Annotated in this window: 26 protein-coding genes and 1 pseudogene; 5 read left to right on the top strand and 22 right to left on the bottom strand. The window is 44.4% G+C overall.

The genetic code is table 11. The features are described 5' to 3' along the window. Nucleotides 1–301 precede the first annotated feature (301 nt). The 8 genes from dnaK to gpr all read right to left on the bottom strand — a co-directional run bounded on the left by dnaK (nt 302) and on the right by gpr (nt 10,589). Nucleotides 302–2,131, bottom strand: coding sequence for a molecular chaperone DnaK (dnaK, locus tag ACTSEZ_RS14255; RefSeq protein WP_282032970.1), 1,830 nt, complete (start codon nt 2,129–2,131; stop codon nt 302–304). A 25-nt stretch (nt 2,132–2,156) separates the two neighbouring features. After that, nucleotides 2,157–2,753 carry a nucleotide exchange factor GrpE gene (gene grpE / locus ACTSEZ_RS14250; protein ID WP_369734821.1) on the bottom strand — a complete coding sequence of 199 codons (597 nt, stop codon included), beginning with the start codon at nt 2,751–2,753 and terminating at the stop codon, nt 2,157–2,159. A gap of 85 nt (nt 2,754–2,838) precedes the next feature. Continuing rightward, entirely contained in the window at nt 2,839–3,867 is a 1,029-nt protein-coding gene (hrcA, locus tag ACTSEZ_RS14245) for a heat-inducible transcriptional repressor HrcA (RefSeq protein WP_029279550.1), read from the bottom strand. A 142-nt stretch (nt 3,868–4,009) separates the two neighbouring features. Next, a complete protein-coding gene (gene hemW / locus ACTSEZ_RS14240; RefSeq protein ID WP_369734820.1) occupies nt 4,010–5,167 on the bottom strand; it encodes a radical SAM family heme chaperone HemW in 1,158 nt (385 codons plus the stop codon). A gap of 96 nt (nt 5,168–5,263) precedes the next feature. Then, complete coding sequence (gene lepA / locus ACTSEZ_RS14235) at nt 5,264–7,087, bottom strand: translation elongation factor 4 (RefSeq protein WP_035207325.1); 1,824 nt, start codon at nt 7,085–7,087, stop codon at nt 5,264–5,266. 749 nt (nt 7,088–7,836) lie between these two features. Then, complete coding sequence (locus ACTSEZ_RS14230) at nt 7,837–8,178, bottom strand: YqxA family protein (protein ID WP_369734818.1); 342 nt, start codon at nt 8,176–8,178, stop codon at nt 7,837–7,839. 24 nt (nt 8,179–8,202) lie between these two features. Next, nucleotides 8,203–9,402, bottom strand: coding sequence for a stage II sporulation protein P (gene spoIIP / locus ACTSEZ_RS14225; protein WP_369734816.1), 1,200 nt, complete (start codon nt 9,400–9,402; stop codon nt 8,203–8,205). A 68-nt stretch (nt 9,403–9,470) separates the two neighbouring features. After that, nucleotides 9,471–10,589, bottom strand: a complete 1,119-nt coding sequence (gene gpr, locus ACTSEZ_RS14220) for a GPR endopeptidase (protein ID WP_369734815.1) — start codon at nt 10,587–10,589, stop codon at nt 9,471–9,473. Nucleotides 10,590–10,793: 204 nt separating this feature from the next. On the opposite strand from gpr, the gene rpsT reads away from it, so the two are divergent. After that, nucleotides 10,794–11,060: a 30S ribosomal protein S20 gene (gene rpsT / locus ACTSEZ_RS14215; RefSeq protein WP_029279536.1), complete on the top strand. Its 267-nt coding sequence runs from the start codon at nt 10,794–10,796 to the stop codon at nt 11,058–11,060. Between the two features lie 35 nt (nt 11,061–11,095). Here the strand turns inward: rpsT and holA are convergent, their stop codons facing one another. Next, nucleotides 11,096–12,124, bottom strand: coding sequence for a DNA polymerase III subunit delta (gene holA / locus ACTSEZ_RS14210; protein WP_369734813.1), 1,029 nt, complete (start codon nt 12,122–12,124; stop codon nt 11,096–11,098). 294 nt (nt 12,125–12,418) lie between these two features. Between holA and ACTSEZ_RS14205 the strand changes: the two genes are divergently transcribed. After that, nucleotides 12,419–12,553 carry a YqzM family protein gene (locus tag ACTSEZ_RS14205; protein WP_029279532.1) on the top strand — a complete coding sequence of 45 codons (135 nt, stop codon included), beginning with the start codon at nt 12,419–12,421 and terminating at the stop codon, nt 12,551–12,553. A gap of 36 nt (nt 12,554–12,589) precedes the next feature. Here the strand turns inward: ACTSEZ_RS14205 and ACTSEZ_RS14200 are convergent, their stop codons facing one another. From ACTSEZ_RS14200 to ACTSEZ_RS14190, 3 genes are all read right to left on the bottom strand, one after another. Beyond that, the gene (locus ACTSEZ_RS14200) at nt 12,590–14,938 is read right to left on the bottom strand and encodes a DNA internalization-related competence protein ComEC/Rec2 (protein ID WP_369734812.1); all 2,349 of its coding nucleotides are present in this window, start codon (nt 14,936–14,938) and stop codon (nt 12,590–12,592) included. A gap of 5 nt (nt 14,939–14,943) precedes the next feature. Beyond that, nucleotides 14,944–15,492 (bottom strand): ComE operon protein 2, encoded by a 549-nt coding sequence (locus tag ACTSEZ_RS14195; protein WP_369734811.1) that lies wholly within the window; start codon nt 15,490–15,492, stop codon nt 14,944–14,946. A 68-nt stretch (nt 15,493–15,560) separates the two neighbouring features. Next, nucleotides 15,561–16,196: a helix-hairpin-helix domain-containing protein gene (locus tag ACTSEZ_RS14190; protein ID WP_369734810.1), complete on the bottom strand. Its 636-nt coding sequence runs from the start codon at nt 16,194–16,196 to the stop codon at nt 15,561–15,563. Between the two features lie 85 nt (nt 16,197–16,281). Here ACTSEZ_RS14190 and comER point away from each other — a divergent pair, with 85 nt between their 5' ends. Next, complete coding sequence (gene comER, locus ACTSEZ_RS14185; RefSeq protein ID WP_369734809.1) at nt 16,282–17,106, top strand: late competence protein ComER; 825 nt, start codon at nt 16,282–16,284, stop codon at nt 17,104–17,106. Nucleotides 17,107–17,200: 94 nt separating this feature from the next. On the opposite strand, the gene ACTSEZ_RS14180 is transcribed toward comER, so the two are convergent. Genes ACTSEZ_RS14180 through ACTSEZ_RS14145 form a run of 8 tightly spaced genes read right to left on the bottom strand, consistent with a single transcriptional unit; the run spans nt 17,201 to nt 22,228 of the window. Beyond that, on the bottom strand, nt 17,201–17,956 hold the full coding sequence (locus ACTSEZ_RS14180) for a class I SAM-dependent DNA methyltransferase (protein WP_369734808.1): 756 nt from the start codon (nt 17,954–17,956) through the stop codon (nt 17,201–17,203). Further along, complete coding sequence (gene rsfS / locus ACTSEZ_RS14175) at nt 17,953–18,309, bottom strand: ribosome silencing factor (protein WP_503129025.1); 357 nt, start codon at nt 18,307–18,309, stop codon at nt 17,953–17,955. Before rsfS ends, ACTSEZ_RS14180 begins: the two co-directional genes overlap by 4 nt. After that, nucleotides 18,306–18,884 carry a bis(5'-nucleosyl)-tetraphosphatase (symmetrical) YqeK gene (yqeK, locus tag ACTSEZ_RS14170; protein WP_369734807.1) on the bottom strand — a complete coding sequence of 193 codons (579 nt, stop codon included), beginning with the start codon at nt 18,882–18,884 and terminating at the stop codon, nt 18,306–18,308. The genes rsfS and yqeK overlap by 4 nt, the downstream gene beginning before the upstream one ends. Further along, nucleotides 18,874–19,443, bottom strand: a complete 570-nt coding sequence (locus tag ACTSEZ_RS14165) for a nicotinate-nucleotide adenylyltransferase (protein WP_369734805.1) — start codon at nt 19,441–19,443, stop codon at nt 18,874–18,876. Before ACTSEZ_RS14165 ends, yqeK begins: the two co-directional genes overlap by 11 nt. 15 nt (nt 19,444–19,458) lie before the next feature. After that, on the bottom strand, nt 19,459–19,752 hold the full coding sequence (gene yhbY / locus ACTSEZ_RS14160; RefSeq protein ID WP_029279516.1) for a ribosome assembly RNA-binding protein YhbY: 294 nt from the start codon (nt 19,750–19,752) through the stop codon (nt 19,459–19,461). Continuing rightward, complete coding sequence (gene aroE, locus ACTSEZ_RS14155) at nt 19,746–20,588, bottom strand: shikimate dehydrogenase (RefSeq protein WP_369734803.1); 843 nt, start codon at nt 20,586–20,588, stop codon at nt 19,746–19,748. Before aroE ends, yhbY begins: the two co-directional genes overlap by 7 nt. Nucleotides 20,589–20,603: 15 nt before the next feature. Then, entirely contained in the window at nt 20,604–21,710 is a 1,107-nt protein-coding gene (gene yqeH, locus ACTSEZ_RS14150; protein ID WP_369734802.1) for a ribosome biogenesis GTPase YqeH, read from the bottom strand. 2 nt (nt 21,711–21,712) lie between these two features. Next, nucleotides 21,713–22,228, bottom strand: a complete 516-nt coding sequence (locus tag ACTSEZ_RS14145; RefSeq protein ID WP_369734801.1) for a YqeG family HAD IIIA-type phosphatase — start codon at nt 22,226–22,228, stop codon at nt 21,713–21,715. A 380-nt stretch (nt 22,229–22,608) separates the two neighbouring features. On the opposite strand from ACTSEZ_RS14145, the gene ACTSEZ_RS14140 reads away from it, so the two are divergent. Further along, entirely contained in the window at nt 22,609–22,749 is a 141-nt protein-coding gene (locus ACTSEZ_RS14140; RefSeq protein WP_369734800.1) for a sporulation histidine kinase inhibitor Sda, read from the top strand. 3 nt (nt 22,750–22,752) lie between these two features. Here the strand turns inward: ACTSEZ_RS14140 and ACTSEZ_RS14135 are convergent. Beyond that, nucleotides 22,753–22,953, bottom strand: a pseudogene (locus ACTSEZ_RS14135) (phosphatidylserine decarboxylase); the annotation flags it as partial. A gap of 223 nt (nt 22,954–23,176) precedes the next feature. Here ACTSEZ_RS14135 and pssA point away from each other — a divergent pair. Further along, nucleotides 23,177–23,716 carry a CDP-diacylglycerol--serine O-phosphatidyltransferase gene (gene pssA, locus ACTSEZ_RS14130; RefSeq protein ID WP_369734799.1) on the top strand — a complete coding sequence of 180 codons (540 nt, stop codon included), beginning with the start codon at nt 23,177–23,179 and terminating at the stop codon, nt 23,714–23,716. 31 nt (nt 23,717–23,747) lie between these two features. On the opposite strand, the gene ACTSEZ_RS14125 is transcribed toward pssA, so the two are convergent. Beyond that, complete coding sequence (locus tag ACTSEZ_RS14125) at nt 23,748–23,915, bottom strand: hypothetical protein (RefSeq protein ID WP_282032982.1); 168 nt, start codon at nt 23,913–23,915, stop codon at nt 23,748–23,750. Nucleotides 23,916–24,159 lie beyond the last annotated feature (244 nt).

The raw sequence follows: 24,159 nt of genomic DNA, 5'->3' as shown, positions 1-24,159 counted from the left end.
TTTTCCAGTAAACATTCTAACCAAATTAACCTACGATGTTACGAGTAAGGAGCTAGTTTCGTTCATGATAACTCGCTGCGCTTGCGGGGTCTCCAGTGCCCTCTTCATCCCGCAGGAGTCAAGTGCCTTCCGCTTCAGTCCGCTGGAGTTTTGGTGACATATGAAAAAAATCGCCATTTACAAATAGATTCATTATTAAAAACTATCCTGACTTTGGCAAACCTCAAATCACATGATCTTTCTTCATCAAAAAAAGCCAAAGTCAAGACAAGCCTGACTTTGACTTTCGGGATGCCGACATTTATTTCTTGTCGTCATTTACTTCTTCGTATTCTGCATCAACGACATTGTCGTCCTGGTTAGAAGCGCCCTGTGCACCTTCTGCACCCTGCTGCTGTTTTGCAGCTTCTTCGTACAGTTTCATTGACAGCTGCTGAACGATTTCCTGAAGCTCGTCTTTTTTCGCTTTGATTTCTTCAAGTTCGTTTTTCTCAATGGCTGCTTTTAAAGCGTCTTTTGCTTCATTTGCTTTAGCAACTTCTGCTTCGTCCACTTTGCCTTCAAGATCTTTCAGTGTCTTTTCTGTTGAGAAGACAAGCTGATCTGCTTCATTGCGAAGTTCTACTTCTTCTTTGCGCAATTTATCTGCTTCAGCGTTTTCTTCTGCTTCTTTTACCATGCGTTCGATCTCGTCATCGCTCAGGCCTGTAGAAGACTTGATTGTGATCGCCTGCTCTTTATTTGTTCCAAGATCTTTTGCACGCACGTTTACGATACCGTTTTTATCAATATCGAATGATACTTCAATTTGAGGTACTCCACGCGGTGCCGGCGGAATGTCAGTAAGCTGGAAACGGCCAAGCGTTTTGTTGTCTGCTGACATTGGACGCTCACCTTGAAGAACGTGAATGTCTACAGCTGTCTGGCTGTCGGCAGCTGTTGAGAATACTTGGGATTTGCTTGTTGGAATCGTCGTGTTGCGCTCGATTAATTTCGTGAACACGCCGCCCATTGTTTCAATTCCAAGTGAAAGCGGAGTTACGTCAAGAAGAACAACATCTTTAACGTCTCCAGTAATAACGCCGCCCTGAATTGCTGCTCCAAGTGCAACTACTTCATCAGGGTTAACGCCTTTTGAAGGCTCCTGGCCAAGCTCTTTCTTGATTGCTTCCACTACGGCAGGAATACGTGTTGATCCGCCGACAAGGATAACTTTATCGATTTCTGATTTAGATAGACCTGCATCTTTAAGAGCCTGGCGAACCGGTCCCATTGTTCTTTCAACAAGGTTTGAAGAAAGCTCTTCAAATTTAGCTCTTGATAATGTTACTTCCAGGTGAAGCGGTCCAGCTTCTCCAGCTGTGATGAATGGAAGTGAGATTTGTGTAGATGAAACGCCTGAAAGATCTTTTTTCGCTTTTTCAGCTGCATCTTTAAGACGCTGAAGAGCCATTTTGTCTTTAGAAAGATCAATGCCGTTTTCTTTTTTGAATTCAGCTGCAAGGTAGTCAATAATTACCTGGTCAAAGTCATCTCCGCCAAGACGGTTATCACCTGCAGTTGAACGTACTTCGAATACTCCGTCGCCAAGTTCAAGAACAGAAACGTCAAATGTACCGCCGCCAAGGTCGTATACAAGAATCGTCTGATCCTGATCTGTTTTATCCAAACCATATGCAAGTGCTGCTGCAGTCGGTTCGTTGATAATGCGCTCTACTTCAAGACCAGCGATTTTACCTGCATCTTTAGTAGCCTGGCGCTCTGCATCATTGAAGTATGCAGGAACAGTGATAACGGCTTTCGTTACAGGCTCGCCAAGATAGTCTTCTGCATAAGCTTTCAAATGCTGAAGGATGATTGCAGAGATTTGCTGAGGCGTATTTTCTTTGCCCTCAACCTCTACTTTGTAGTCTGTACCCATGTGGCGCTTAATGGACATGATTGTGTTAGGGTTTGTGATTGACTGACGCTTCGCAACTTCCCCAACCTGACGCTCGCCGTTTTTGAATGCAACGACTGAAGGAGTCGTGCGGTTGCCTTCTGCGTTTGGAATAACCTTAGGTTCGCCGCCTTCTAGTACAGCGACACATGAGTTTGTAGTACCTAAATCGATGCCGATAATTTTCCCCATCGTAGAAAACCTCCTGATATGTAGTTTATTGATTCACTTTCACCATTGCTGGTCTGATAATGCGGTCTTTTAGCTTATACCCTTTTTGGAACTCTTCAATAACCGTTCCCGCTTCAAAATTCTCATCTTCCACCTGCATGACAGCCTGGTGAAGATGCGGGTCAAACGGCTGGCCTTCTGCCTGAATGGCTTCGGCGCCTTCGTTTTGAAGTGCCTGGATCAGCTGGCGGTATACCATATCCATGCCTTGCAGCAGAGACTGTGTTTTTTCGTCATCTGTATCTATTTTTAACGCTCTTTCAAAATTATCAAGAGCTGGCAGAATGTCGGTAATGAGATTTTGAGAACGATACTTTTGAGCAGATTCCATATCAAGGCGGGCACGTCTTCTGAAGTTATCTAAATCCGCCTGAAGACGGTACATGCGGTTTTCTGTATCGCTGAGCTTTGCTTCAAGCTCCTCAATTTTAGCTTTCGCTTCAGATAACTCGCCTGAACCCTGCTCCTGAGCTTCCTCCTGGCCGGCCTGAGCTTCAGCTGTCTCTTCTTCCTGGCTGATCACTGTTTCTTCCTGCCCGGCTGCCTGATTTTCTTTTAAGCTTTCTTTTGCTTCGTTAGTCAATTTCTTTCACCTCCCTTAAAGGATAAACATCATGGAAAGGAGCGGAAAACGGTTTTTCCGCTCTCTTACAATATGGACAATTGTTTTACGAGTGATACAAATTTGTCAGCGCCTTGGACATGTCTTTTGTCACTCTCTGCAGCAGGCTGATAACCCGCGAATATTCCATTCTCGTCGGGCCAAGCACGGCAATGCGGCCAATCTGCCTGTTGTCGACGGAGTAGGTTGCGGTGATCAGGCTGCAGTTTTCCATTGCGATATTTTCATTCTCTTTGCCGATTTTAATCGTTATGCCTGAATCGTTGGCATTTAAAATATTGTAAAGTTCCTGCTCCTGTTCAATCATCGTAAGCAGCGTTCTGACCCTTGAGATGTCATTGAATTCAGGCTGACTGAGCATGTTTGTCTTTCCGCCGAAATAAATCTTTTCATTGCTGTTAAGCGTAAACGTTCCGGTAAGCACCTTCATGACAGCATCATAATTCTGGATATGATTTTTCAGGAGACTGACGATTTCTTTATAGATTTTGTCATGCAGCTCCACAATCGGCACATTAAAGAGCCGCTCATTTAAAATATTGACCATCTTCTCAATATCCTGGGGAGCTATGCTTTCCGGAAACGAAATCGTTCTGTTCTCTACATGTCCGGTATTTGTCACGATAATGGCAACAGCCGTATCGTCATTGATCGGAACGATCTGAATGCGCTTGAGCCGGTTTTCGTTCACCTTTGGACCGAGAATAATCGATGTATAGTTCGTCAGATCCGATAAGATCTGCGCAGATTTCTGAACAACTTTTTCAAGTTCAAATATACGTTCTGCAAAAACAGATTTAATTGTGACAACATCCATATTCGATAGCTTCTGCGGTGCAAGAAGGTTGTCGACATAGTAGCGGTACCCCTTTTCAGACGGAACTCTTCCAGAGGAACTATGTGTTTTCTCAATAAATCCCATATCCTCAAGATCGGCCATCTCATTGCGGATGGTAGCCGAACTGAACGTGATCGAATCCTTCTTGGACAATGTCCTGGAGCCTACAGGCTGTGCAGACTGAATAAAATCATCCACAATGACCTGAAGGATTAAAAGCTGACGATCTGTTAGCATTATCATCACCTCTGTTAGCACTCTGTATGTGTGAGTGCTAAATCTATAATAAAAAGTATCAAATCACTCGTGAAATGTCAATTATTTAGACGAAATTCTCATGTCAGGACAGGAAAAAAACAAAGAGGAAGAAAAGGACTGATTACTGCCCGTCCTTTTCAGGAATGACCCCTAAAAACGCCTGGAATACTTCATTTCCAAGAAGCTTGCCCTTGTGTGTGAGCGAGAGGAAGTCTCCGTTTTCTTCAATCAGCCCATTGGCAATCTGTTCCTTTATCTGCTGTCCAAAAACCTGCTCCATGCGCATGCCAAATTTTTCATCAAACCTGGCACGGCTCACTCCTGCGGATTTTCTCAGCCCAAGAAACATTTCTTCTTCCATTGCTTCCGCTTTAGACACGATGTGCTCACTCGTATACGGAAATCCTTCGTCTTCAACTAATGTCATGTATTTTTTCAGAGGTCCGGCATTGGCACGGCGTACTCCGCCTCCATAGCTGTGGGCGCCTGCACCAATTCCGAAATACTCTTCATTGTTCCAGTACGTCAGATTATGCATGCTTTCATAACCGGGCTTTGCAAAATTGCTGATTTCATACTGTGCGAAACCGTGCTTGTCCATCTCTTCCATCAGCAGCTCATACATGGCTGCCTCTTCTTCCTGAGGAGGAAGGAGAAGTTTTCCTTTGGACATTAAATTATAGAAAACGGTTTTAGGCTCCACGATCAGCGAATAGGACGAATAATGCTGAACATCAAGACTGAACGCTGTGAGAAGGGTTTCTTTAAAATCATCCATCGTCTGCCCAGGCAATCCGTACATTAAGTCAATACTGATATTATCAAAGCCCGCTTTTTCTGCAAGGCTGATTGTTTTCATCACATCCAGAGACCTGTGGCTGCGGCCTATTTTTTCAAGCAGCCTGTCATTAAACGTCTGCACGCCAAAGCTCAGTCTGTTTACTCCAAGCTCTTTCATGATTTTCAGTTTTTCTAAGGAGACTTCACCAGGATTTGCTTCTGCAGCATATTCATGAAGACCTCCAACCGGAAATTCTTCGGCAATGGACGTAAGCAGCTTTTCCATCTGGCGTTCATTAAGGGCTGTCGGTGTGCCGCCGCCTATAAAGATGGTTTTGAGGCCGTCTGCCGGTGTTTTCTTTACTGTGTTTTTCATTTCCTTATGCATGCTGTCCAAATACTCGTCTACAGGCTGATTTTTTAAAAAGACTTTATTAAAATCGCAGTAGTGACAGATTTGTTCGCAGAATGGAATATGAAAATATGCTGCCTGTACCATAGTTCTCACCTTCTAATAAAGAAGCCGCAGTACACGACTGCGGCAGTAGTTTTTTCTTACGATATCACAGTTTTCCGGTGACTCAAAATCATTTGATTAATTGTCATCCATTTTGAGGACTGCCATGAAGGCTTCCTGCGGAACTTCAACAGATCCGACTGTTTTCATCCGCTTTTTACCTTCTTTTTGCTTCTCAAGAAGCTTACGCTTACGTGAGATATCCCCTCCATAGCACTTAGCAAGAACGTTTTTGCGCATCGCTTTAATCGTCGAGCGCGCAACAACCTTCTGTCCAATTGCCGCCTGAATCGGAACTTCAAACTGCTGGCGGGGGATCAGTTCTTTCAGTTTTTCAACAATGATCTTACCGCGGTCATAGGCCGAATCATTATGCACAATGAAAGACAGGGCATCAATTTTTTCGTTATTCAGCAGAATATCCATTTTCACAAGCTTGGATGCTTTGTATCCAATCAGCTCGTAATCGAAAGAGGCATATCCTTTTGTATTGGATTTAAGCTGGTCAAAGAAGTCATAGACAATCTCCGAAAGCGGCAGCTCATAAATAATGCTGACGCGGTTCTCATCCAGGTACTGCATGTCGATAAAATTGCCGCGCTTAATCTGGCAAAGCTCCATAACCGCTCCAACGTAATCGTTCGGCACCATAACGGTTGCTTTTACATACGGTTCCTCGATCCGGTCAATCTTCTGCGGATCAGGCAGGTTTGACGGATTGTCAACACGGACGTCAGATCCGTCTGTCAGGAAAACATTATAGATAACACTCGGTGCAGTTGTGATCAGGTCAATTTTAAATTCACGTTCAATCCGCTCCTGGATAATCTCCATATGAAGGAGGCCAAGGAATCCGCAGCGGAAGCCGAAACCAAGCGCCTGTGACGTTTCCGGCTCAAATTGCAGAGCAGAATCGTTCAGCTCAAGCTTTTCAAGCGCTTCGCGAAGGTCATTGTATTTTGCTGTATCAATCGGGTAAAGTCCGCAGTATACCATTGGATTCAGTTTCCGGTAGCCCGGAAGCGCCTCAGTGGCACTGTTTTTTGCATCCGTAATGGTATCACCGACACGTGTGTCTCCCACGTTTTTAATAGCTGCAGTTAAAAACCCTACGTCTCCGACATTAAGCTCATCCATGAGTACAGGCTTTGGCGTAAATACGCCAACTTCCGTCACTTCAAACTCTTTGCCTGTTGCCATCATTTTAATCTTCTGGCCGACTTTAACTGTTCCCTCAACTACGCGGATATAGGCTACAACTCCGCGGTATGCATCATAAAGCGAGTCAAAGATCAGCGCTTTAAGAGGAGCTTCAGGATCCCCTGTTGGTGCCGGAACCTTCTCCACAACCTGCTCCAGAATTTCTTCAATACCGATGCCAGCTTTAGCTGAAGCAAGAACAGCCTCTGAGGCGTCAAGTCCAATCACATCTTCAATCTCCTGACGCACCCGCTCTGGGTCCGCACTCGGAAGATCGATCTTATTAATGATCGGCAAAATCTCAAGATCATTGTCAAGCGCCAGATAAACGTTTGCAAGCGTCTGAGCTTCAATACCCTGGGCTGCATCTACAACAAGAACCGCACCTTCGCACGCAGCAAGGCTTCTGGATACCTCGTATGTAAAGTCAACATGTCCCGGGGTATCGATCAAATGGAAGATGTACTCTTCCCCGTCTTTTGCTTTATATCGCAGCTGAACAGCATTCAATTTGATCGTAATGCCGCGTTCCCGCTCAAGGTCCATTGAGTCAAGAAGCTGATTTTTCATTTCTCTCTGAGTCAAAGCAGACGTCTTCTCAAGAATCCGGTCGGCTAGCGTTGACTTCCCGTGGTCAATATGAGCAATGATTGAGAAGTTGCGGATCTTGGACTGCCTCTTTAATTTATCGTCTTTATTCATCATAATCGTTCTATCACTCCTACTAAACTGGCCAATGCACTAACTTTGATTATAACAATAGGGGGGGGAACATTCAACACCGAAAAGCGGAGGGGCCCGTTTAGACCTGGCAGGCAGATAAGAAATCACCGGAAAAGGCCGTTTTTGCCTTTTTCGGGGATTTTGTTCTGACAGAAGGTCTGGGCACCGGAGCTAGACATCACCGAAAAGCGGAGCCTTACGGTTAGCTCCGACAGACAGATAAGAATTCACCCGAAAAGGCCGGGTTTTGCCTATTTGGGGGGATTTGTTCTGGCCGAGGAGTTGGAAGGCGGAGCTGGACATCACCGAAAAGCGGAGGGGCCACCAATTCAAGCCCGGTTTATGCCCTTCAGCTGACTCCCTCTTCCCTGAAGGGCACATTCCTGCCTGGTTTTCGACCTTCAGCTTACTTCCTCTTCTCTGAAGAGCACATTCCTGCCTGGTTTTCGACGTTCAGCTTACTTCCTCTTCTCTGAAGGGCACATTCTTCACCGGTTTACGCCCTACAACTTACTTCCTCTTCTCTGAAGGGCACATTCTTGCCTGGTTTTCGACCTTCAGCTTACTTCCTCTTCCCTGAAGGGCACATTCTTGCCTAGTTTTCGATCTTCAGCGATCATCAAACATCTGAAGGGCTCAATATACTTTTCACTTCTGCCTTCATAATCCCCAAACAAAAAAAAGGAAAGCAGTTTTCCCGCTTCCCTCCATCTTATGCAGTATCCCTCTTATTGAAACAGGCTTTCAACCAGGCCTGCCAAAAAGCTGATCAGACCCGTAATGACAGCACTCGCAAACGAGGCAAATGTCTTTCCCAGCTGGGAAAAGAAGTTGAATGCTTCCATGTCTTCGAGCTTTTGCTGCTTTTCTTCAAGGTTGTGTGTGTTTCCGAGGACAGAAGCTTCGAGTTCGCCTGATGCATCATTTTTCACTTCAAAAGCGCTGCTTAACTTTGGGTCTTCATAGCCTTTCATTTTGACGAGGCCGTGGTTTGCCTGCTGCATGCCGAACAGGACCCCAAAAAGAAGAACCGAGCATAGGACAAAGCACTTCAGCATGAATTTTATCATCGTACGTCCCTCTAATCTGATTGCTTATTTTTTCTCAGCGGCAGGCGCTGCATTTACTTTTTCAGCCTGCCAGTAATAATCTGCAAAAATGTCTGCCACAGCATCCGCTGTTCTGTTCAGTTCTTCAAGGTTATTATCGATTCCGCCAAATTCGATGAGCATGGCGTTTTGCGTTAGATCCTGGTTGTACAAGCTGTTTGACCCCGGCGAGTCCTTCATGAAGACACCACGGCTGAGACCAGGGTATTTGCTCTCAATCAGCTTGTGCAATTCAGATGCAAGATGTTTGTTTTTATCGCGGAGAGGATTCTTCCCTCCAATGACAAATGCCACTTTAGCGTATTTCTTGCCGCCTATAGTTGCGGTTGTTACATTATAGCGCTGTGAATCCCGGTGAATATCAATCACATACTGAATCTCTTTATTGGAAGCCATCGCGGTTTCAACCGTAGGCCTGGACATCGTATAGGCTTTTCCGAAGGACCATCCCTTTTCGTTCAGTTTTTTCATAAAGTTCGTTTTATCAACATTTGTCCCAATTCCCTTGTCTTGAAGTGCTTTCCCAAGCCGGTCTCCTACAAGGGTTACGTTAGCTTCTGAGTGATAGGCGCTGTTTGGCTGCTTCACATTTTTAAGCATAGGCAGATAGGATTCTGTTGTATGAGTGTGATAAATATAGACAACTTTCCGGTCACCTGTCGTTTCGACCGGCGGCGTTTTCGCCTGATCAGGTTCTTCACCTGCTCCTTCCAGGTCAGCGATTGAAGCCTCTCTCTCCTCAAGCAGAACCTCGGTTGGAGGCGGAGACTCAATCGGCATGGTTGTATAATCGGTTCCTTCACCGGCCACTAAAATTTTACTGTCAAAGAGAGTAAATCCGGGCAGCTCTCTTCCGAGAAGACTGCGGGGATCATCCGGATTAATGCTTGTTGCCGCTTTAAAAAACAGGGATGATACACTTGGAAGCTTCGTTTCTTTAGGGAGATCCTTTATAAAATAACGGTTTTCAAAACCCAGAAGGTGAATGAATGCCTGTCCGTTAATATTGCTTGTCAGTTCGTTAATTGATTTTGAGGTAATCCTGTATTCAGGCTTGAGCGAAGTCAGTGCGCCTGAGAGCAAAAACACGAGCATAAACAAAGTAAAGCCTAGTGCGAATCCTTTTTTCAAGCTTGTCCCGTTTAGAGTGACGACAATACCGCGAGTTTGACGAAAGTGCTTCATCTTTCTTTTTCCTCCTTAAAGCCTGCCTGCTGAATTATATGCAGCAGAAGGAGAAAATAGACTGCTTTTTAGTGGGTGTACGATCGTGCATTTCCTCTGTCAACCTGCTGATGAAGCGCTTCGTTCAGGCCATTGGCAACGACCGTCGCCATATCTTCTATAAATGTGTCTACTTCTTTTGGCGTTACCATCAGATTATGTCCAAGCGGCGACAGAACCTCATGGATCAGCCTTCTTTTTTCTTCATCTTCAAGCGTGCCGATGACTCCGAGAAATTGCTGTCTGTGTTCATCAGACGGCATATCCTCATCTGTGAGAACTTTCTTTTTTCCAAACGACATTCCTGCGGGAGTCAGTGCTTTGGAAGGCTGGTCCCCTTCTTTCATCTCCCTGCCGAAATGCTTCAAAATAAAATCGATGGTATCGCTTGTAATCGAAACGGCATCCACTACCGTCGGAATGCCGAGTGCTATAACCGGTATGCCAAGCGTATCCATGCTGAGTTCTTTCCGCTTGTTGCCCACACCTGAACCCGGATGGATGCCTGTATCTGAAATTTGTATGGTCGTGTTCACACGTTCAATCGAGCGTGCCGCAAGTGCATCAATGGCAATGACAAAGTCAGGTTTGCTTTTTTCAATGATGCCTGTAATGATGTCACTCGTTTCAATGCCTGTAATCCCCATGACTCCGGGGGATATGGCGCTGACCGGCCTGAACCCTTCCTGAACATTTTCAGGCTGCAGTTTAAACAGATGACGGGTTACCAGGAGATTTTCCACCACCTGCGGTCCAAGCGAATCAGGCGTCACATTCCAGTTGCCGAGTCCGACAACAAGACAGCTTGCGTCTTTGGATATGTTCAGGCCCTCCATAAACTGGCTGAACTCTTTTGCAAAGACATCGACAACCTGATCCTGAAGGGCTGTATCTTTCTGGCGAATTCCCTGAACTTCAAGCGTCAGATAATTGCCTGGTTTTTTGCCGGTCAGCTCTGCTCCCTGTTCTGTAATTTGAAGAGATGTGATTTTAATGCCGTTCTCATCCCTCTCTTTAACTATGACACCTTCTATTTCAGGAGATTTCTCCTTTTGTTCAGGAGTTCTTGATTCCTGGGCCATTCCCTTTGCTTCGATGGCTAAATCTGTCCGGACTGAGTACTTGCTTAAATCCAATGATTCTTTCACGTGTTTTCCTCCTGGCAAAATAGATTTATTCCTTATTTTTACCGGTTTTGGAACGTTTCATTCCAGGAGGAAAACGGCTGCGAGATTTTCCTTTACAATTATATTGCATTCTATATTCCCGTTTGATAAAATATCACTTGTTCTTATTGTTGATGAAAATATCGAGTATAATAGATCTCGAATGCTTTTTAGGAGGTGAAACGAATGCCAAACATCAAATCTGCGATCAAACGCACAAAAACGAACGCTGAGCGCAATGCACACAACGCTACAATCAAATCTGCTATGCGTACTGCTATCAAAAGAGTAGAAGCTCTTATTGTTAACAACGATGCTGACAATGCTAAAGCTGCACTATCTGTAGCTGCTAAAAGAATTGACAAAGCTGCTCAAAGTGGACTTATCCACAAAAACGCTGCTGCTCGTTACAAATCTCGTTTAACGAAATCTGTAAACGGTCTTTCAGCATAATGCAAAAAATCCTCTTCACGGGAAGAGGATTTTTTTTATGCATTTTTACTGTTAAAAAGCTTCAGAAGAAACAGTTCAATGGTCAGTTTCTTATCCATCTTTCCCGTTTTCATGACATAATCAGCTTCTGCCAGCTCATTCATGATGGCTGCAAGCTCGCTGCTTTGAAACAGCTGTGCCTGCGCCAGAGCAAGCTTGACTCTGAAAGGATGCACTTTGAGGTTCCCTGCTATCTGCTGCTGTCCGTAGCCAAGTGCTGCAAGCTCCTTAGCCTGCAGCAGGAGCCTGAACTGATTGATCAAAAGGGACAGAATTTTAATCGGTTCTTCGTTTGCTTTCAGCAGGTCATAAAAGATCTGCATCGCTTTCGCACGGTCTTTGCGGAGAACTTTTTCAATTAGTTCAAAAATATTCTGCTCAAGTGTTCTCGCCACTAAAGAGGATACCGTGTCCGCTGTAATGGTTCCGCCTTCACCTGTATATGTACTCAATTTTGAAAGCTCCTGCGAGATGGCCATAAGATTTCCGGCAGTCAGCATATAGAGCATGTCCCGGGCCTCGTTTTGAAGAGTGATGCCATGCGTTTCCGCCAGTTCATTCATCCATTTTTTCGTTTCACCTTCTGAAAATCCGTTCATTTCAACCGTTTCGGCTGATTTTTTCAGGGCTTTTGTGATTTTTTTCCGTTCATCAAGCTTTTCATACGGAGCTGCAATCACAAGAATGGTATAAGGTGCAGGAGATTTTACGTACTCCTCAAGTTTTTCAATGCGGTGCTCAAGCTTTTCCTTCTTTTTCTCGCTTGTTAAAAACGCCGGGTTTTTTAAAATAACCACTCTCCGCTCACCGAGAAACGGAAGCGTTTCAGCATCTTCTATTGCAGCTTCAAGCAGCGTTTCCGATAAATCGTACTGCGCAAGATTAAAATCCATTTCGGACGGTTCCAGTGCAGCATCTATGATCAGCTGAAGGGTTTCCTGAAGTAGATAGGATTCCTTGCCCAGCAGCAGATATACAGGCTTCAGCTTTTTATTTTTCAGGTCTTTCCAGACATTTACTACCATGTAATCACCCAGTTTCCATCATGCTTCTCTCATCGTATAGGTCCTTTGCTTTTTTTTCAAGAGGAAAAGCCAAATGGAACAGGGAACCTGATGACAAGTCCCCTGATTTATATAAACGCCGCCGCACATGACCCGGGTTCCACATACTGGCTGGCGATCGATCTGATTTCTTATAGTCTCCTCTTGTCCCCATCTTTCTATAGGTGTAAAGTGTTGACAAATGGGCGATTGGAAAATGATAGATTTTTTGACGGATTTGACTTATACTATAAGGCATAATAGGAGGGGTAAATTGTGAATGAATTTGAAAAGAATGTTCAAAGTAAACGCAACGACGCTGTAGACTCTGGAGTGGGATTTGTTGTATCATTCGGTTTTTTCGCCACGATCTTCATCATGGCAACTGTTATTAAGTTAATCGGTTCATGACAACCCTTACATAGAGGCTGCCGGGCAGTCTCTTTTTCATTTATCCTTTCCTGATACGCTATCGTATGGAGGGTGGATAGAAAATGTTCCATTGTCCCCCTTAAATTTATAAGCAATTGACCCATCCCGGTCCGTCCGGTATGTTTTGGTCCCATTTTGCTCAAGGAGTTTCAGCACTTCCGGATGGGGATGATTGTATCTGTTTTTCCTTCCGGCCGAAATCAGGGCTATCTTGGGCTGCAGCTGCTGAAGAAAGGGAACAGAAGTGGAACCTTTGCTTCCGTGATGGCCAATTTTCAGAACATCCGCCCGTAATCCCCTGTAGGCTTCGAGGATCCGCTTCTCCCCCTCATGTTCAAGATCACCGGTAAAAATCCACTTCAGTCCTCCTATTTCCGCGTACAGAACAAGCGAATCATCGTTTTCACTGTCTGTAAGCTCTGCAGGTGATAATGCTTTCCACTTGAAGTATTTGTCATCCATAACATCTCCGCTTTTAAGAGCGGTTATTTTTATCCCTCTTGCCAAAGCCTCATCCACAATTTCTTTTTCAAAATCCCCTCTGATAAATCCTTTTGGAACGACGATTTCCCTTACCTCCACTTCATTTAGAAGCTTCAGCGCTTCACCTGCATGGTCCGCATCCCCATGAGTTAAAATCAGCTTATCGAGCGTCTTCTTACCTTTAGATTTTAAAAATGGCACCAGCGTATCCTCGGCTATGGAGTAGGACGACCGTTTTTCCTGCCAGGCTTCCCTGCTGAACGAGAGGATGCCTCCGGTATCAATCAGGTAGGTTCCCTGATTATAAGGCGCAGACACGTATATGGAATCACCCTGACCGACATCCAGAATGACAACCTCCCCTTCTGCCTGGAAGTGTGCAGATTGATGCTGCAGGAAAAGAAGCAGAAAAATGGCTGCTGCCGGCCCCTTCAGCCGGCTGAAAAGGAAGTTCCGTTCATATGCTGCAGCAGCAAAGCAAAAGCACATCGTGTAAAGGGAAAGCATCAGCCATGATGGCTTCCCGAATAAAAGCATAAAAGAATATTTACTGCCTGCAAGCAGCGCCGCATCATTGCTGATGGAAATGACGGCATCTGTCACTCCAATCAGCACTGCCCCTGCAGAAGGAACAGCCGCTTTTAAGAGAAAAGAGCCAATACAAAGTGGAAGGACGACCGCTGAATAAAATGGCACAAACAACAGATTCACCAGCACACTGACCGCTGACACCTGGTAGAAGCTGTGCAGAATGATCGGGAGAGAGGAAGCCTGTGCAATCACTGATACAGCTGTGAGCTGCTGCAGACGGCTTGAAAATGAGGATAAAATTTTAACGGATAAAAGAAGGGCCAGACTGACTGCAAAGGACAGCTGAAAACCGATGTTAAATAAATAATAGGGATCTGAGGCAAGCATCACGATAAATGCAATGGAAATCGCATCAGCAGCCGTGAGCTTTACTTTCAGCTGTTTAACCGCAAGATAAATCATACTCATGCCGGCAGCCCTCAGGACAGACGGAGCCCCGCCTGCAAGCAGGCTGTATACGGGAAGCAGCAGAAGAAGAATACGGGCAGCCCATTCATGTGTCACACCTGAGCGTATGAGAATGAAGTAAAAGCAGGAAACAAGAATGCTGACGTGCAGTCCCGAAATCGCCAGCAAATGGATGATGCCCAAATCCCGGTACGCCTTGTTGATCTCCTCTGGAATAAGCTCTCTGTATCCAAAAAGCAGCGCCGCAGCAATGCCTCTTGACTGGGGAGAAAATTCCGAGGCAGCAAACTGAATCCCTTTTTCTCTGTACTCAGCCAGCTTTGCAAAAAAAGATGATGCCCCGCCGAAGCAGTCTTTGATCGAATCTGGGGTCATAATCCAGTGGATTCTGCTATGTCTCAAATAATCATGATAGTCAAACGCATTAGGCACAGTCGCTTTTAATGGATGCGTCAGATGGCCATTAAATGTGCAGGAGGTGCCTGCTTCAATCTGTTTGGCCAGGTTCATAAGTTCCCGTTCAGACTGAACGTAATAGACCGCAGACAGCTTCTCCCCATGCGCATGAATCACGCCTTTCATCTGATTTCCGTCAAACTCAGGCGGTTCTAAAAATGCTGCGCGGAAAACGGTTCTGCCTTCTGTAAATTGTGAAACATTTCGATTGTCGGTTTGGGTGTAGTAAATGGTAAAGAACATAAACATGAGAAGTGTAAGAATGAAAAGGGTCTTTTGTTTACGGAGCAGAAGATAGGAAAAGAAGAAGAACAACACTATGAGCATATGGGGATGATCAGGAGATTTTGCAGCAGCAACACCTAAACCGGATGCTGCCGCAAAATAGATAAGCCTTCCCTGATAGCTTATTTTAGAGATCTGCAAGATATTCACCTTTTAAAAAGCTTGTCTGCTTTTTTTATGAGCATGTCGCGGGCATCCGCATCATCAGCACTTACATGTTGTAGAAGTTCTTCTACGAACTCCCTTTGCTCCGCTTCAAGTGAATCCGTCTCGCCTTCCACTTGCTCTACTGCAACTCCAGCCTGTTCAAACAATTCTATCGCATAAGGATGATTTTTATAGCTTTTTGCATAATAAACTTTCTTTATACCGCTTTGAATAAGAGCTTTGCAGCACTGCAGGCAGGGAAAGTGGGTCACATATATTTCTGCTCCCGCCGCCGGAACGCCGAATTTTGCACATTGAAGCAGTGCATTCATTTCCGCGTGGATGGTTCTTACACAATGGTTATCGATGACGTAGCAGCCTTCATCTATGCAGTGCACCCCTCCAGCAATGGAGCCATTATACCCGCCTGCTATAATCCTCTTGTCTCTTACAATGGTCGCTCCTACTGCAAGCCGTGTGCACGTGCTTCTTAATGCGAGCAAGTGGCTTTGGGCCATAAAATACTGATTCCAGGAAATTCTATTCATATTATCCCCCATTTGTAAAAGTGCATGATCTTCTTCTAGTGTACTGATAGTTCTAAAACGCAGTCAATTCATTTTACTGAAATACTGTCTTTCACTTTTTCAAACGATTTTTCTCCGATTCCTGAAACATTCATAAGATCTTCAACGGCTTTAAAGCCGCCTGCTTCCTCCCTGTAGGCAATAATGGCCTCTGCTTTTGCCGGGCCTATCCCTGTAAGAGTCTGCAGTTCCTCAGATGACGCCTTATTCAGATTCACCACTTTCTCTCCTCCCCCGCTCGAAGCATTTGCATTTGCCCCTGCCGGCTGCTGAGTGAGCTCATTCGGGATTTCTCCAATCTTCGGAACCTGAACCACCATACCGTCTTCAAGCAGTGCGGCAAGGTTAATCTGTGCAGCATCCGCCTGTTCAGTAAGTCCCCCGGCAGCATCGATGACATGATGGTATCTTTCTCCAGGCTTCATTTCATAAACGCCAGGCGCTTTCACCTCACCCTTCACGTCCACAATGAGCTCCTCCGGCTGACTTTCCGCACTTTGATCGGGTGTGGTTTCGGGAGGTTCGAGTTCCATTGATAAAGCCTCTTCATCAAGCAATTCTGCCTTCTCGCCCCCTGAATCTTGCTCCTGGGATTGATAAACATACAGAAAAGCAGCTGCAGCGGCAATCAGAACAGCGATTTTATATTTTTTAAGTAATTTCATTTTAAGCTCCTTAGTTGTATTCATAATTGGGAAACAGATTTCATAAAGTGTAGGAGTAAGTATGATAAAAGGAGGGGATGACACATTGAACGCAGGTTTTATTGGAACAGGCAATATGGGGAAGATCCTGATTGAAGCGTTTATTGAATCTCATGCACTTAAGCCCTCAGACATTCATATTACAAACCGCACCTTTGAAAAAGCGGCAAACCTGAGAAAAGAGCATCCTAAACTGAACCTGTACTTAACTCCCGAAGAAATTGCTCGCCAAGCTGAGCTTATTTTTATATGCGTCAAGCCGCTTGATATTCACCCCCTGTTGCTGAAATTGTCACCCTATCTCCGGCATGATCAATGCATTATTTCCATAACGAGCCCAATCAGTGTGGAGCAGCTGCAGTCGGTTGTCAGCTGTCAGGTCGCCCGTGTTATACCGAGTATTACAAACCGGGCACTGTCAGGAGTGTCACTGCTGACGTTCGGAAGATGCAGCGGGGATATGAGAAAGAAAATTGAAGAACTCTTCCAGACCATCTCTCATCCATTTACAATTGACGATCAGATTACACGTGTCTCCTCGGATATTGTAAGCTGCGGGCCGGCATTCTTCAGTTATCTGCTTCAGCGGTTTATTGATGCAGCTGTCAGGGAAACAGACATCACAAAAAATCAGGCGGTCCAGCTTACAAGTGAAATGGTCATCGGTCTTGGGAAATTGCTTGAAAGCGAGAGGTATACACTGCCAACCCTGCAGGAGAAGGTGTGTGTAAAAGGCGGTGTTACGGGAGAGGGGATCAGTGTGATGGAATCAGAACTGGGCGATGTCTTTGAACACCTGTTTCAGAGGACCCATAAAAAATTCGATCAGGATCTGAAAGAAGTGGGAGAACAGTTCGGGAGATATGAGTGACTATACTAATCATTCTTCAAGCAGCCTTCTATTCCTTCTTCATACGAAAAAAAACCATCAAAAAAATGATGGTTTTTTAGCGGTCAGATAAGGCTTAACCCAGTGACCCGTTCTTCCGGGCGGTAAAAAAGATTCTCTCGGATTCTTCGTCAGGCTGACCCTGCGAAAAATCGGCACTTATCTCAAGCAGTTCCAGCCCCGCAGCCGCAATCATATCTTTGTAGCAGTCAATGGAGTAGGTTCTTTGCATATGGAATTCATCGAAGCGCTCATAAAGAGAATCCCGCTTCACAAAAAAGGATAAATCGTGCTCGATGCTGCCGGGCTCATCGCCCAGGAAACTGTTCCAAATAAAGCTTACATCCTCATCATTTCCTGCAAAAGTAGCCCCATTAAAAATTTCATGAATTTTATATAATGAGTGCACATCAAAAATAAGCAGACCGCCATCAGCCAGCTGATCAAAGGATGCTTTAAGAGTACTTTGGACATCTTCTTTTGACTGCAGATAATTCAGGGAATCACAGCAGATAAAGACACCGTCAAATGATTGATTCAGATCGCTTTTCTCACGCATGTCATGCTGAAGATACTGGATGCCAAGACCCAGTTCTGCTGTCTTCTGATAAGCGACTGAAAGCATCTCTTCACTGATGTCCATGCCGGTAACAGCGTATCCCTTTTGCTGCAGCCTGATGGATATCTCCCCAGTGCCGCAGCCTAAATCAAGAATGCGGCTGCCTCCGTTTCCATATCGCGTCATTCTTTCATGAAGAAAATCCGTCCACTGTCCGTACGGGACGTCTTTCATCAATTCATCGTAAATTTCAGCGAATCCTTTATAGATCATGGAGCGAGAACATTCTCCAGATTCTCATGCGGAGCATCTCCCCAGAGCTTTTCAAGCTTATAGTAACCCCGCTCTTCTTTATGGAAAACATGAGCTACAACATCTCCCATGTCAATCAGAACCCAGCGTGCTTCATCGAAGCCTTCTAGACGTTTCACGTTAATTCCTTTTTCGCCTGCCTGATCTTTCATCTCTCTTGCAATGGCCTGAACCTGTTTGTCTGAATTCCCGTGACAAATCAAAAAGTAATCCGCAATTAATGAGATTCCTTCCATTTTAAGGGCAACAATGTCTTCCCCTCTTTTATCATCTGCTGCTTTTGCCATGATTTCCAATGTTTCTTTACCAGTCAATAGCTTGTTCCTCCTTTTTCTTCAAACACTAAATAATTATATGATTGCAGAGTCTGCGGATAGATGGGCTGATTTTTTTTCAGCAAAAACAGGATCGTGTTTTTCATCGATGCAATCAGCGCCTGATTCAGATTCGTTTCAGCGATTTTGCGCACTTCCTCAGCACCGGGAAAAATTCTTCCTGGCTCAATGTAATCTGCCACATAGATGATTTTATCGAGCAGCGTCATGTTTTCTCTGCCTGAGGTATGATAGCGGATCGCATCAAGGACTTCTTCATCCTCTATCCCCGCTTCCTTTTTCACAAGGTAAGCCCCTACAGGAGCATGCCACAGCTCAGGACTGTGAATCAGCAGATCAGGAGACATCTTCTGCTCCGTAATGATCTGCTTCATTTCTTCCTTGCTGCGGAATTTTGCATAATCGTGAAAAATAGCAGCTGTTTCTGCTTTTTTGAGGTCTCCCCCGTACCTTTCAGCGAGCTCTGCCGCTGTTTCCATCACGCCGATTGTATGAACATATCTGTGTTCTGTTAATTGTTCTTTTACAATAGCAAGTGCCTGATCACGATTCATATAAATGATTCTCCTCTATATACCCTATCACTTCTTCAGGCAGCAGAAAATCCGCTGATTGCCGCTGCCTGAACCGTTCCCTGATCATTGTGGAAGAAATCTCAATGATCGGAGCAGTGACTTCACAGACAGGATAGGCTGTCTCTGTTTGATATCCTTCCCGTTTCACTCCGACAAATTGAACAAGTTCAGTAAGCTTGTCTATATTATGCCACTTCGGCAAATATTCGATCATGTCCGCTCCAATGATAAAATAAAACGAGCAGTCAGGGTATTGTTCCTTCAAAAGGACGATCGTGTCATACGTATAAGAAGGTCCGATCCGCTCAAACTCAATACTCTGAACCTTAAATTCCGGCTTCTTTTCTGTACACAGCCTGAGCATATGCATGCGGTGAAGGCTGTCTGATATTTCTTCTGAGTCTTTATGGGGAGGGTTCTGGTTCGGCATGAACCAGATCTCGTGAAGGTGAAGAGCACTTAGAACTTCATTTGCCATAATTAAATGTCCAAAATGAGGAGGATCGAATGTTCCTCCGAATATCCCAACCTTCTTCATCCTTCAGCCTCCTTGTTATCTAGGCAGCTTCAGCTGCTTATTCTCTCTGGACTCTTTGTACAGAACAATCGTATTGCCGATCACCTGTACAAGTTCAGCTCTTGCGCCTTTTGAAAGGGCTGCTGCAACTGTATCTCTGTCTTCTTCGCAGTTTTGCAGCACACTTACTTTAATTAGTTCTCTCGCTTCAAGCACATCTGCGATTTGCTGAATCATATTGTCATTGACCCCGCCTTTGCCTACTTGAAAAATCGGGTTCAAATGGTGAGCTTCTGAACGCAAAAAGCGTTTTTGTTTTCCTGTTAACATGAATTTCCTCCTAATTGTGCAAATACCAGCTTACTCATTCTTGCAGTATCCGGTTTTTCACCGGTCCATATTTCAAATGAAAGGGCCGCTTGATAAACAAACATGCCAACCCCGTTCAGGATTATCGCACCTGCTTTTTCCGCTTCTGTCAAAAAAGCGGTTTTTACCGGGTTGTACACGATGTCGCTTACAATCGTCCCTTTTCGGATGCTGCTTGCCGCAAAGGGCTTTTCTGTTTCATTTGGATGCATGCCGATGGCAGTTGTCTGAATGATGACATCATAATCAGATAAAAGGGATTCCGCCTCGTTTAATGAAAAGACGTTTCCCTTTACCTTATGCGGACACTCCTGCATAAGCAAGCGGGCTTTTTCAGGCGTCCGATTGGCAAGATCAATGACTGATGCGCCTTCTGATGCGAGTGTGTAAAAAATCGCCCTGGCAGCCCCTCCAGCACCAATAATCAAATACCTCTGCTCCTGCAGAGGCTTTTCCGTCAGCTGCTTCAGTGATTCCAAATATCCCTGTCCATCTGTATTATACCCGATTAATCTGCCCTCTTTATTCAAGACCGTATTAACAGCGCCAAGCAATTCTGCGCTTTGATCAAGTTCATCCAAAAAGGGGATAATGGCAATTTTATGAGGGATGGTAACATTAAATCCGGCAATGCCAAGCGCTCTTGCACCTTCAACCGCAGCTTTAAGATGTTCTTTTTCCACATGAAAAGCATGATAGGCCGCACTTACTTTCTTATGCTGAAGCTGATCATTATGAATCAGCGGCGACATGGAGTGTCCGACCGGACATCCTATAAGACCGTATACTTTGTTCAAAAGAATCTCTCCCCGTTAAATTAAGGATGATCTTAATGTAACATTTACACCTTTAGGCGCATAAGCCGTTACTTTTTTGTTTCCTTCGTTGACAGTCACCCATCCAAGCCCGGAAAAGACAATATCGGTCTTATCATCCTTAATTGTAAATTCATGAGGTGTCAGTTCCGGGAAGCTTCCGAGCTGGTCTGTTCTTGGCGGAGTCAGCATGTCTCCTGCATGGCGTTCATACAGCTCGTCTGCATTTTCAAGCTTTGTGCGGTGGATCGTTATTTCTGCAGGCACATAGCACGTAAGAGACGTTCTTCCGCCGCTTACATAGTCAAGACGGGCAAGACCGCCAAAGAATAGAGTCTGAGACTCGTTCAGCTGAAAAACCTTTGGTTTGATCTCTTTTTTTGGAGACAGCAGTTTTAAGTCTCTTTTATCGACGAAATGGGCCATCTGATGGTGGTTGATAATGCCGGGAGTATCATATAAAGCTGATCCGTCATCAAGCGGAATTTCAATGAGATCTAGAGTTGTGCCAGGAAAGTGAGATGTGGTAATCACATCTTTTTCCCCCGTCACCTCTTTAATGATGCGGTTGATGAAGGTGGATTTGCCGACATTTGTGCAGCCGACCACGTAGACATCCTGTCCGTTCCGGTACTCTTCAATCGCTTCAGTGACTTCCGGAATGCCCTGGCCTCTTGCAGAGCTGATCAGAAATACATCCACAGCGTTTAATCCGAGTTCCTTAGCTTCCCTTTTCATCCAGTTGGTCAATTTTTGTCTCTTCACCGACTTTGGAAGAATATCCGCTTTATTGCCGACGAGCAGAATCGGGTTGCCTCCGACAAAACGCTGAAGGCCGCTCAGCCAGCTGCCGTTAAAGTCAAAGATATCAACGATTTTCACCACAAGTGCGTTCGTGTCGCCGATACTGTGAAGGATTTTCAGAAAGTCATCATCTGTCAGGGAAACATCCTGAATTTCATTATAGTTTTTTAGGCGGAAGCACCTTTGGCAAATGATCTGTTCCTTTTGCAAAGCACTCTCCGGAGCATATCCAAGCTCGTCCGGATGTTCTGTCTGTATTTTCACACCGCAGCCGATGCAGACAAATTGTTCCTCTGTCACGTTTAATCCTCCCACTGAATCAAGCCTTTTCTTTTCAGAACAGCAAGAATTCTTCTTTCAATTTTGCGGTTAAGTCTCGTTACAAAACCGTCAGTAGATGCAACAGGCACGACTAAAATCGTATGAAAACCGTTGCGGTTGCCGCCGAGGACATCTGTCAGCAGCTGATCACCAATCACAACAACATCCTTTTTATCAAGCTCCATGTTTTTCAGAGCTCTGCGGAATGCTTTGCCCATCGGTTTTCTTGCTTTATAGATGAAAGGAATTTGAAGGGGGTCTGAGAAAGAGCGCACCCGTTTCTCTACATTATTAGAAACAATGGTAACCTTGATGCCATGTTCTTTTACATCTTTGAACCATTCAATAAGCTTCGGAGTGGCACTTGGACGGTCCCATTCTACCAGGGTGTTGTCAAGATCCGTAATGATGCCTTTTACTCCCTTGTCTTTTAACGCCTGTGGAGAGATTTCATAAATATTCTTCACGTACTCTCCCGGCAGAAATAATTTCAACATTCTATAAACACCTCATCGGACATTTTTTAGCCAAACTACATCATATCTGATTTTAATCTTTCTTTCAAAAGAAACTTGGCGTTCTGCAGAAATTCAGAAGAAATCCGGTAAATTTTTCGACAATATGTTCGGCCTTCCGTTCTGTGGATAAGTCTATTCACATTGTTCACTCATATAGATTCCTCTGCTGGCAGGATTATAAACAAGATATTAACAGCTTATCCACTTTCTTCTGTGGATAACAGAACGATTGTTCTATTTTATTTTTCGTGTTAGATTAAATTTACTAGAAGAAAATAACATAAAAGTATATGCATGGTGCTTATTTTATAGAACATTATTTCCATAATGGAGGTGCAAGCCGGCAAGCCGGCGATCCTATGAGAAAACTTTCCGATGAACTGCTCATTGAATCCTACTATAAAGCGACAGAAATGCAGCTGAGCGAAGATTTTATAGAACTAATCAAAAAAGAGATCAAACGCCGGTCATTGACTCACGTTTTAAAAGCTTCGGGCTGACTTTTAAAACGTGAAGCTCCCTTCTTTAACGCTTAACAGCCAATCCCGCGAAAACCTTACCCTCTCTCCCCCAGCCTCTGCAAATGCCGCTCTTTTCTTTTCAAAAAGGAGAACAGCAGCCGGTCCAAAAGAGAAATAAGCCAGCTCCTCTCCTTTTTTAAGCCTTTCCTTAGCATGAGTCAATTCAATCGTATTTAAAACCAGCCCCGGCATTAACATTAATTGATGACTAACCTGGACGAATCACATGATTTAGGTTAATATCAAATGTTCATGCTTCTTTTTTATGCTTTTTTAAAGAAATCATTGGAAAATTCTTGTTATCAATGCTCATCCTCCAAAAAAATATCTTTACTACTGTCAATATCATGCATAGAATAAAAGTAGGCCTGAATAGGTCATTTATGTTACTTAAGGAAGTGCCATTATGTTTTTAGCAGGCTATATCGATGCCACATTAAAAAAAATAAAAGCAAATACCGCCAACATGCTGACCCTTGTCAACCTGGGCCTGGGCGGCTTCGCCATAATCTATACTCTTAACGACGTGCTGAAGCTGAGTCTTCTGCTTATTTTTCTTGCTGCTCTCGCGGACAGGTTTGACGGAATGGTTGCCAGAAAATTCAACATCGAGTCCGAGCTCGGCAAACAATTGGATTCAATGAGTGATATTATATCATTTGGTGTTGCTCCGGCACTACTTATTTATAAAGGAATTCTTTTTGAACTTGGGGCGCCGGGAGCTTTTTTCGCCGTTTTATTTATAGGATGCGGTGCTTTCAGACTTGCCAGATTTAACATTACAGAAAACTGCGGATTTTTCAGCGGCCTGCCAATAACGGCAGCCGGTTGCATTGCAACGCTCAGTTATTTATGGAAAGACTTCATGCCAGTGCATTTCTATATGTTCCTTCTGATGATTCTTTCTTTTTGCATGATCTCATCCTTCAGAATCCGAAAAATGTAAAAAACACCTCAGCTGAGGTGTTTTTTTTTGGCTATTTGCAGTAATAGTTATTGTAGTAATAGCCTCCTCCTAAAACAAGCAGCAGGATCAGCAATACGACAATAAAAGCGTACCAATAGCCAAAGCCCGCATAAGGTGCATAGGGATAAGGATAAGGATATGGTGCAGGCGGTCCGTAGAATGGTGTGCATGAGCGCATAAGTAAGACCTCCTTTTGAGCTGTTCCCTCTAAATTATGTGATACTCAACTAATTTGTATAGGCTATAGCCATAGATTGTCAGCGCATTTAATAAATATTGCCTATTTTTCAAAAAAAGGGTTTACAATTTATCTGTTAGTGGATATAATTACCATTGTAATCAAAACTATGAAAAGGGAGGTCGAATCAAATGTCAATCATGTCAGCACAATCTAATTCAGCTCAATTGAATACACGTCTATT

The sequence above is a fragment of the Metabacillus mesotrionivorans genome (assembly GCF_052171315.1).
GTDB lineage: Bacteria > Bacillota > Bacilli > Bacillales > Bacillaceae > Bacillus_P.
The sequence above is the reverse complement of the archived record's forward strand: the minus strand, read 5'-3'. Positions and strand labels throughout refer to the sequence as shown.

Coding starts and splice junctions, on each gene's coding strand:
- ACTSEZ_RS14180 (WP_369734808.1), bottom strand. CDS start 17,956: ATGATCTATAAAGGATTCGCTGAAATTTACGATGAATTGATGAAAGAC.
- ACTSEZ_RS14230 (WP_369734818.1), bottom strand. CDS start 8,178: ATGATAAAATTCATGCTGAAGTGCTTTGTCCTATGCTCGGTTCTTCTT.
- ACTSEZ_RS14145 (WP_369734801.1), bottom strand. CDS start 22,228: ATGTTGAAATTATTTCTGCCGGGAGAGTACGTGAAGAATATTTATGAA.
- lepA (WP_035207325.1), bottom strand. CDS start 7,087: ATGAATAAAGACGATAAATTAAAGAGGCAGTCCAAGATCCGCAACTTC.
- yqeK (WP_369734807.1), bottom strand. CDS start 18,884: ATGAATCGTGATCAGGCACTTGCTATTGTAAAAGAACAATTAACAGAA.
- dnaK (WP_282032970.1), bottom strand. CDS start 2,131: ATGGGGAAAATTATCGGCATCGATTTAGGTACTACAAACTCATGTGTC.
- ACTSEZ_RS14165 (WP_369734805.1), bottom strand. CDS start 19,443: ATGAAGAAGGTTGGGATATTCGGAGGAACATTCGATCCTCCTCATTTT.
- ACTSEZ_RS14140 (WP_369734800.1), top strand. CDS start 22,609: ATGAGAAAACTTTCCGATGAACTGCTCATTGAATCCTACTATAAAGCG.
- ACTSEZ_RS14190 (WP_369734810.1), bottom strand. CDS start 16,196: ATGAAATTACTTAAAAAATATAAAATCGCTGTTCTGATTGCCGCTGCA.
- ACTSEZ_RS14195 (WP_369734811.1), bottom strand. CDS start 15,492: ATGAATAGAATTTCCTGGAATCAGTATTTTATGGCCCAAAGCCACTTG.
- pssA (WP_369734799.1), top strand. CDS start 23,177: ATGTTTTTAGCAGGCTATATCGATGCCACATTAAAAAAAATAAAAGCA.
- spoIIP (WP_369734816.1), bottom strand. CDS start 9,402: ATGAAGCACTTTCGTCAAACTCGCGGTATTGTCGTCACTCTAAACGGG.
- hemW (WP_369734820.1), bottom strand. CDS start 5,167: ATGGTACAGGCAGCATATTTTCATATTCCATTCTGCGAACAAATCTGT.
- yhbY (WP_029279516.1), bottom strand. CDS start 19,752: ATGTTAACAGGAAAACAAAAACGCTTTTTGCGTTCAGAAGCTCACCAT.
- ACTSEZ_RS14125 (WP_282032982.1), bottom strand. CDS start 23,915: ATGCGCTCATGCACACCATTCTACGGACCGCCTGCACCATATCCTTAT.
- hrcA (WP_029279550.1), bottom strand. CDS start 3,867: ATGCTAACAGATCGTCAGCTTTTAATCCTTCAGGTCATTGTGGATGAT.
- holA (WP_369734813.1), bottom strand. CDS start 12,124: ATGGTAGTAAATGTCTGGAAAGACCTGAAAAATAAAAAGCTGAAGCCT.
- rpsT (WP_029279536.1), top strand. CDS start 10,794: ATGCCAAACATCAAATCTGCGATCAAACGCACAAAAACGAACGCTGAG.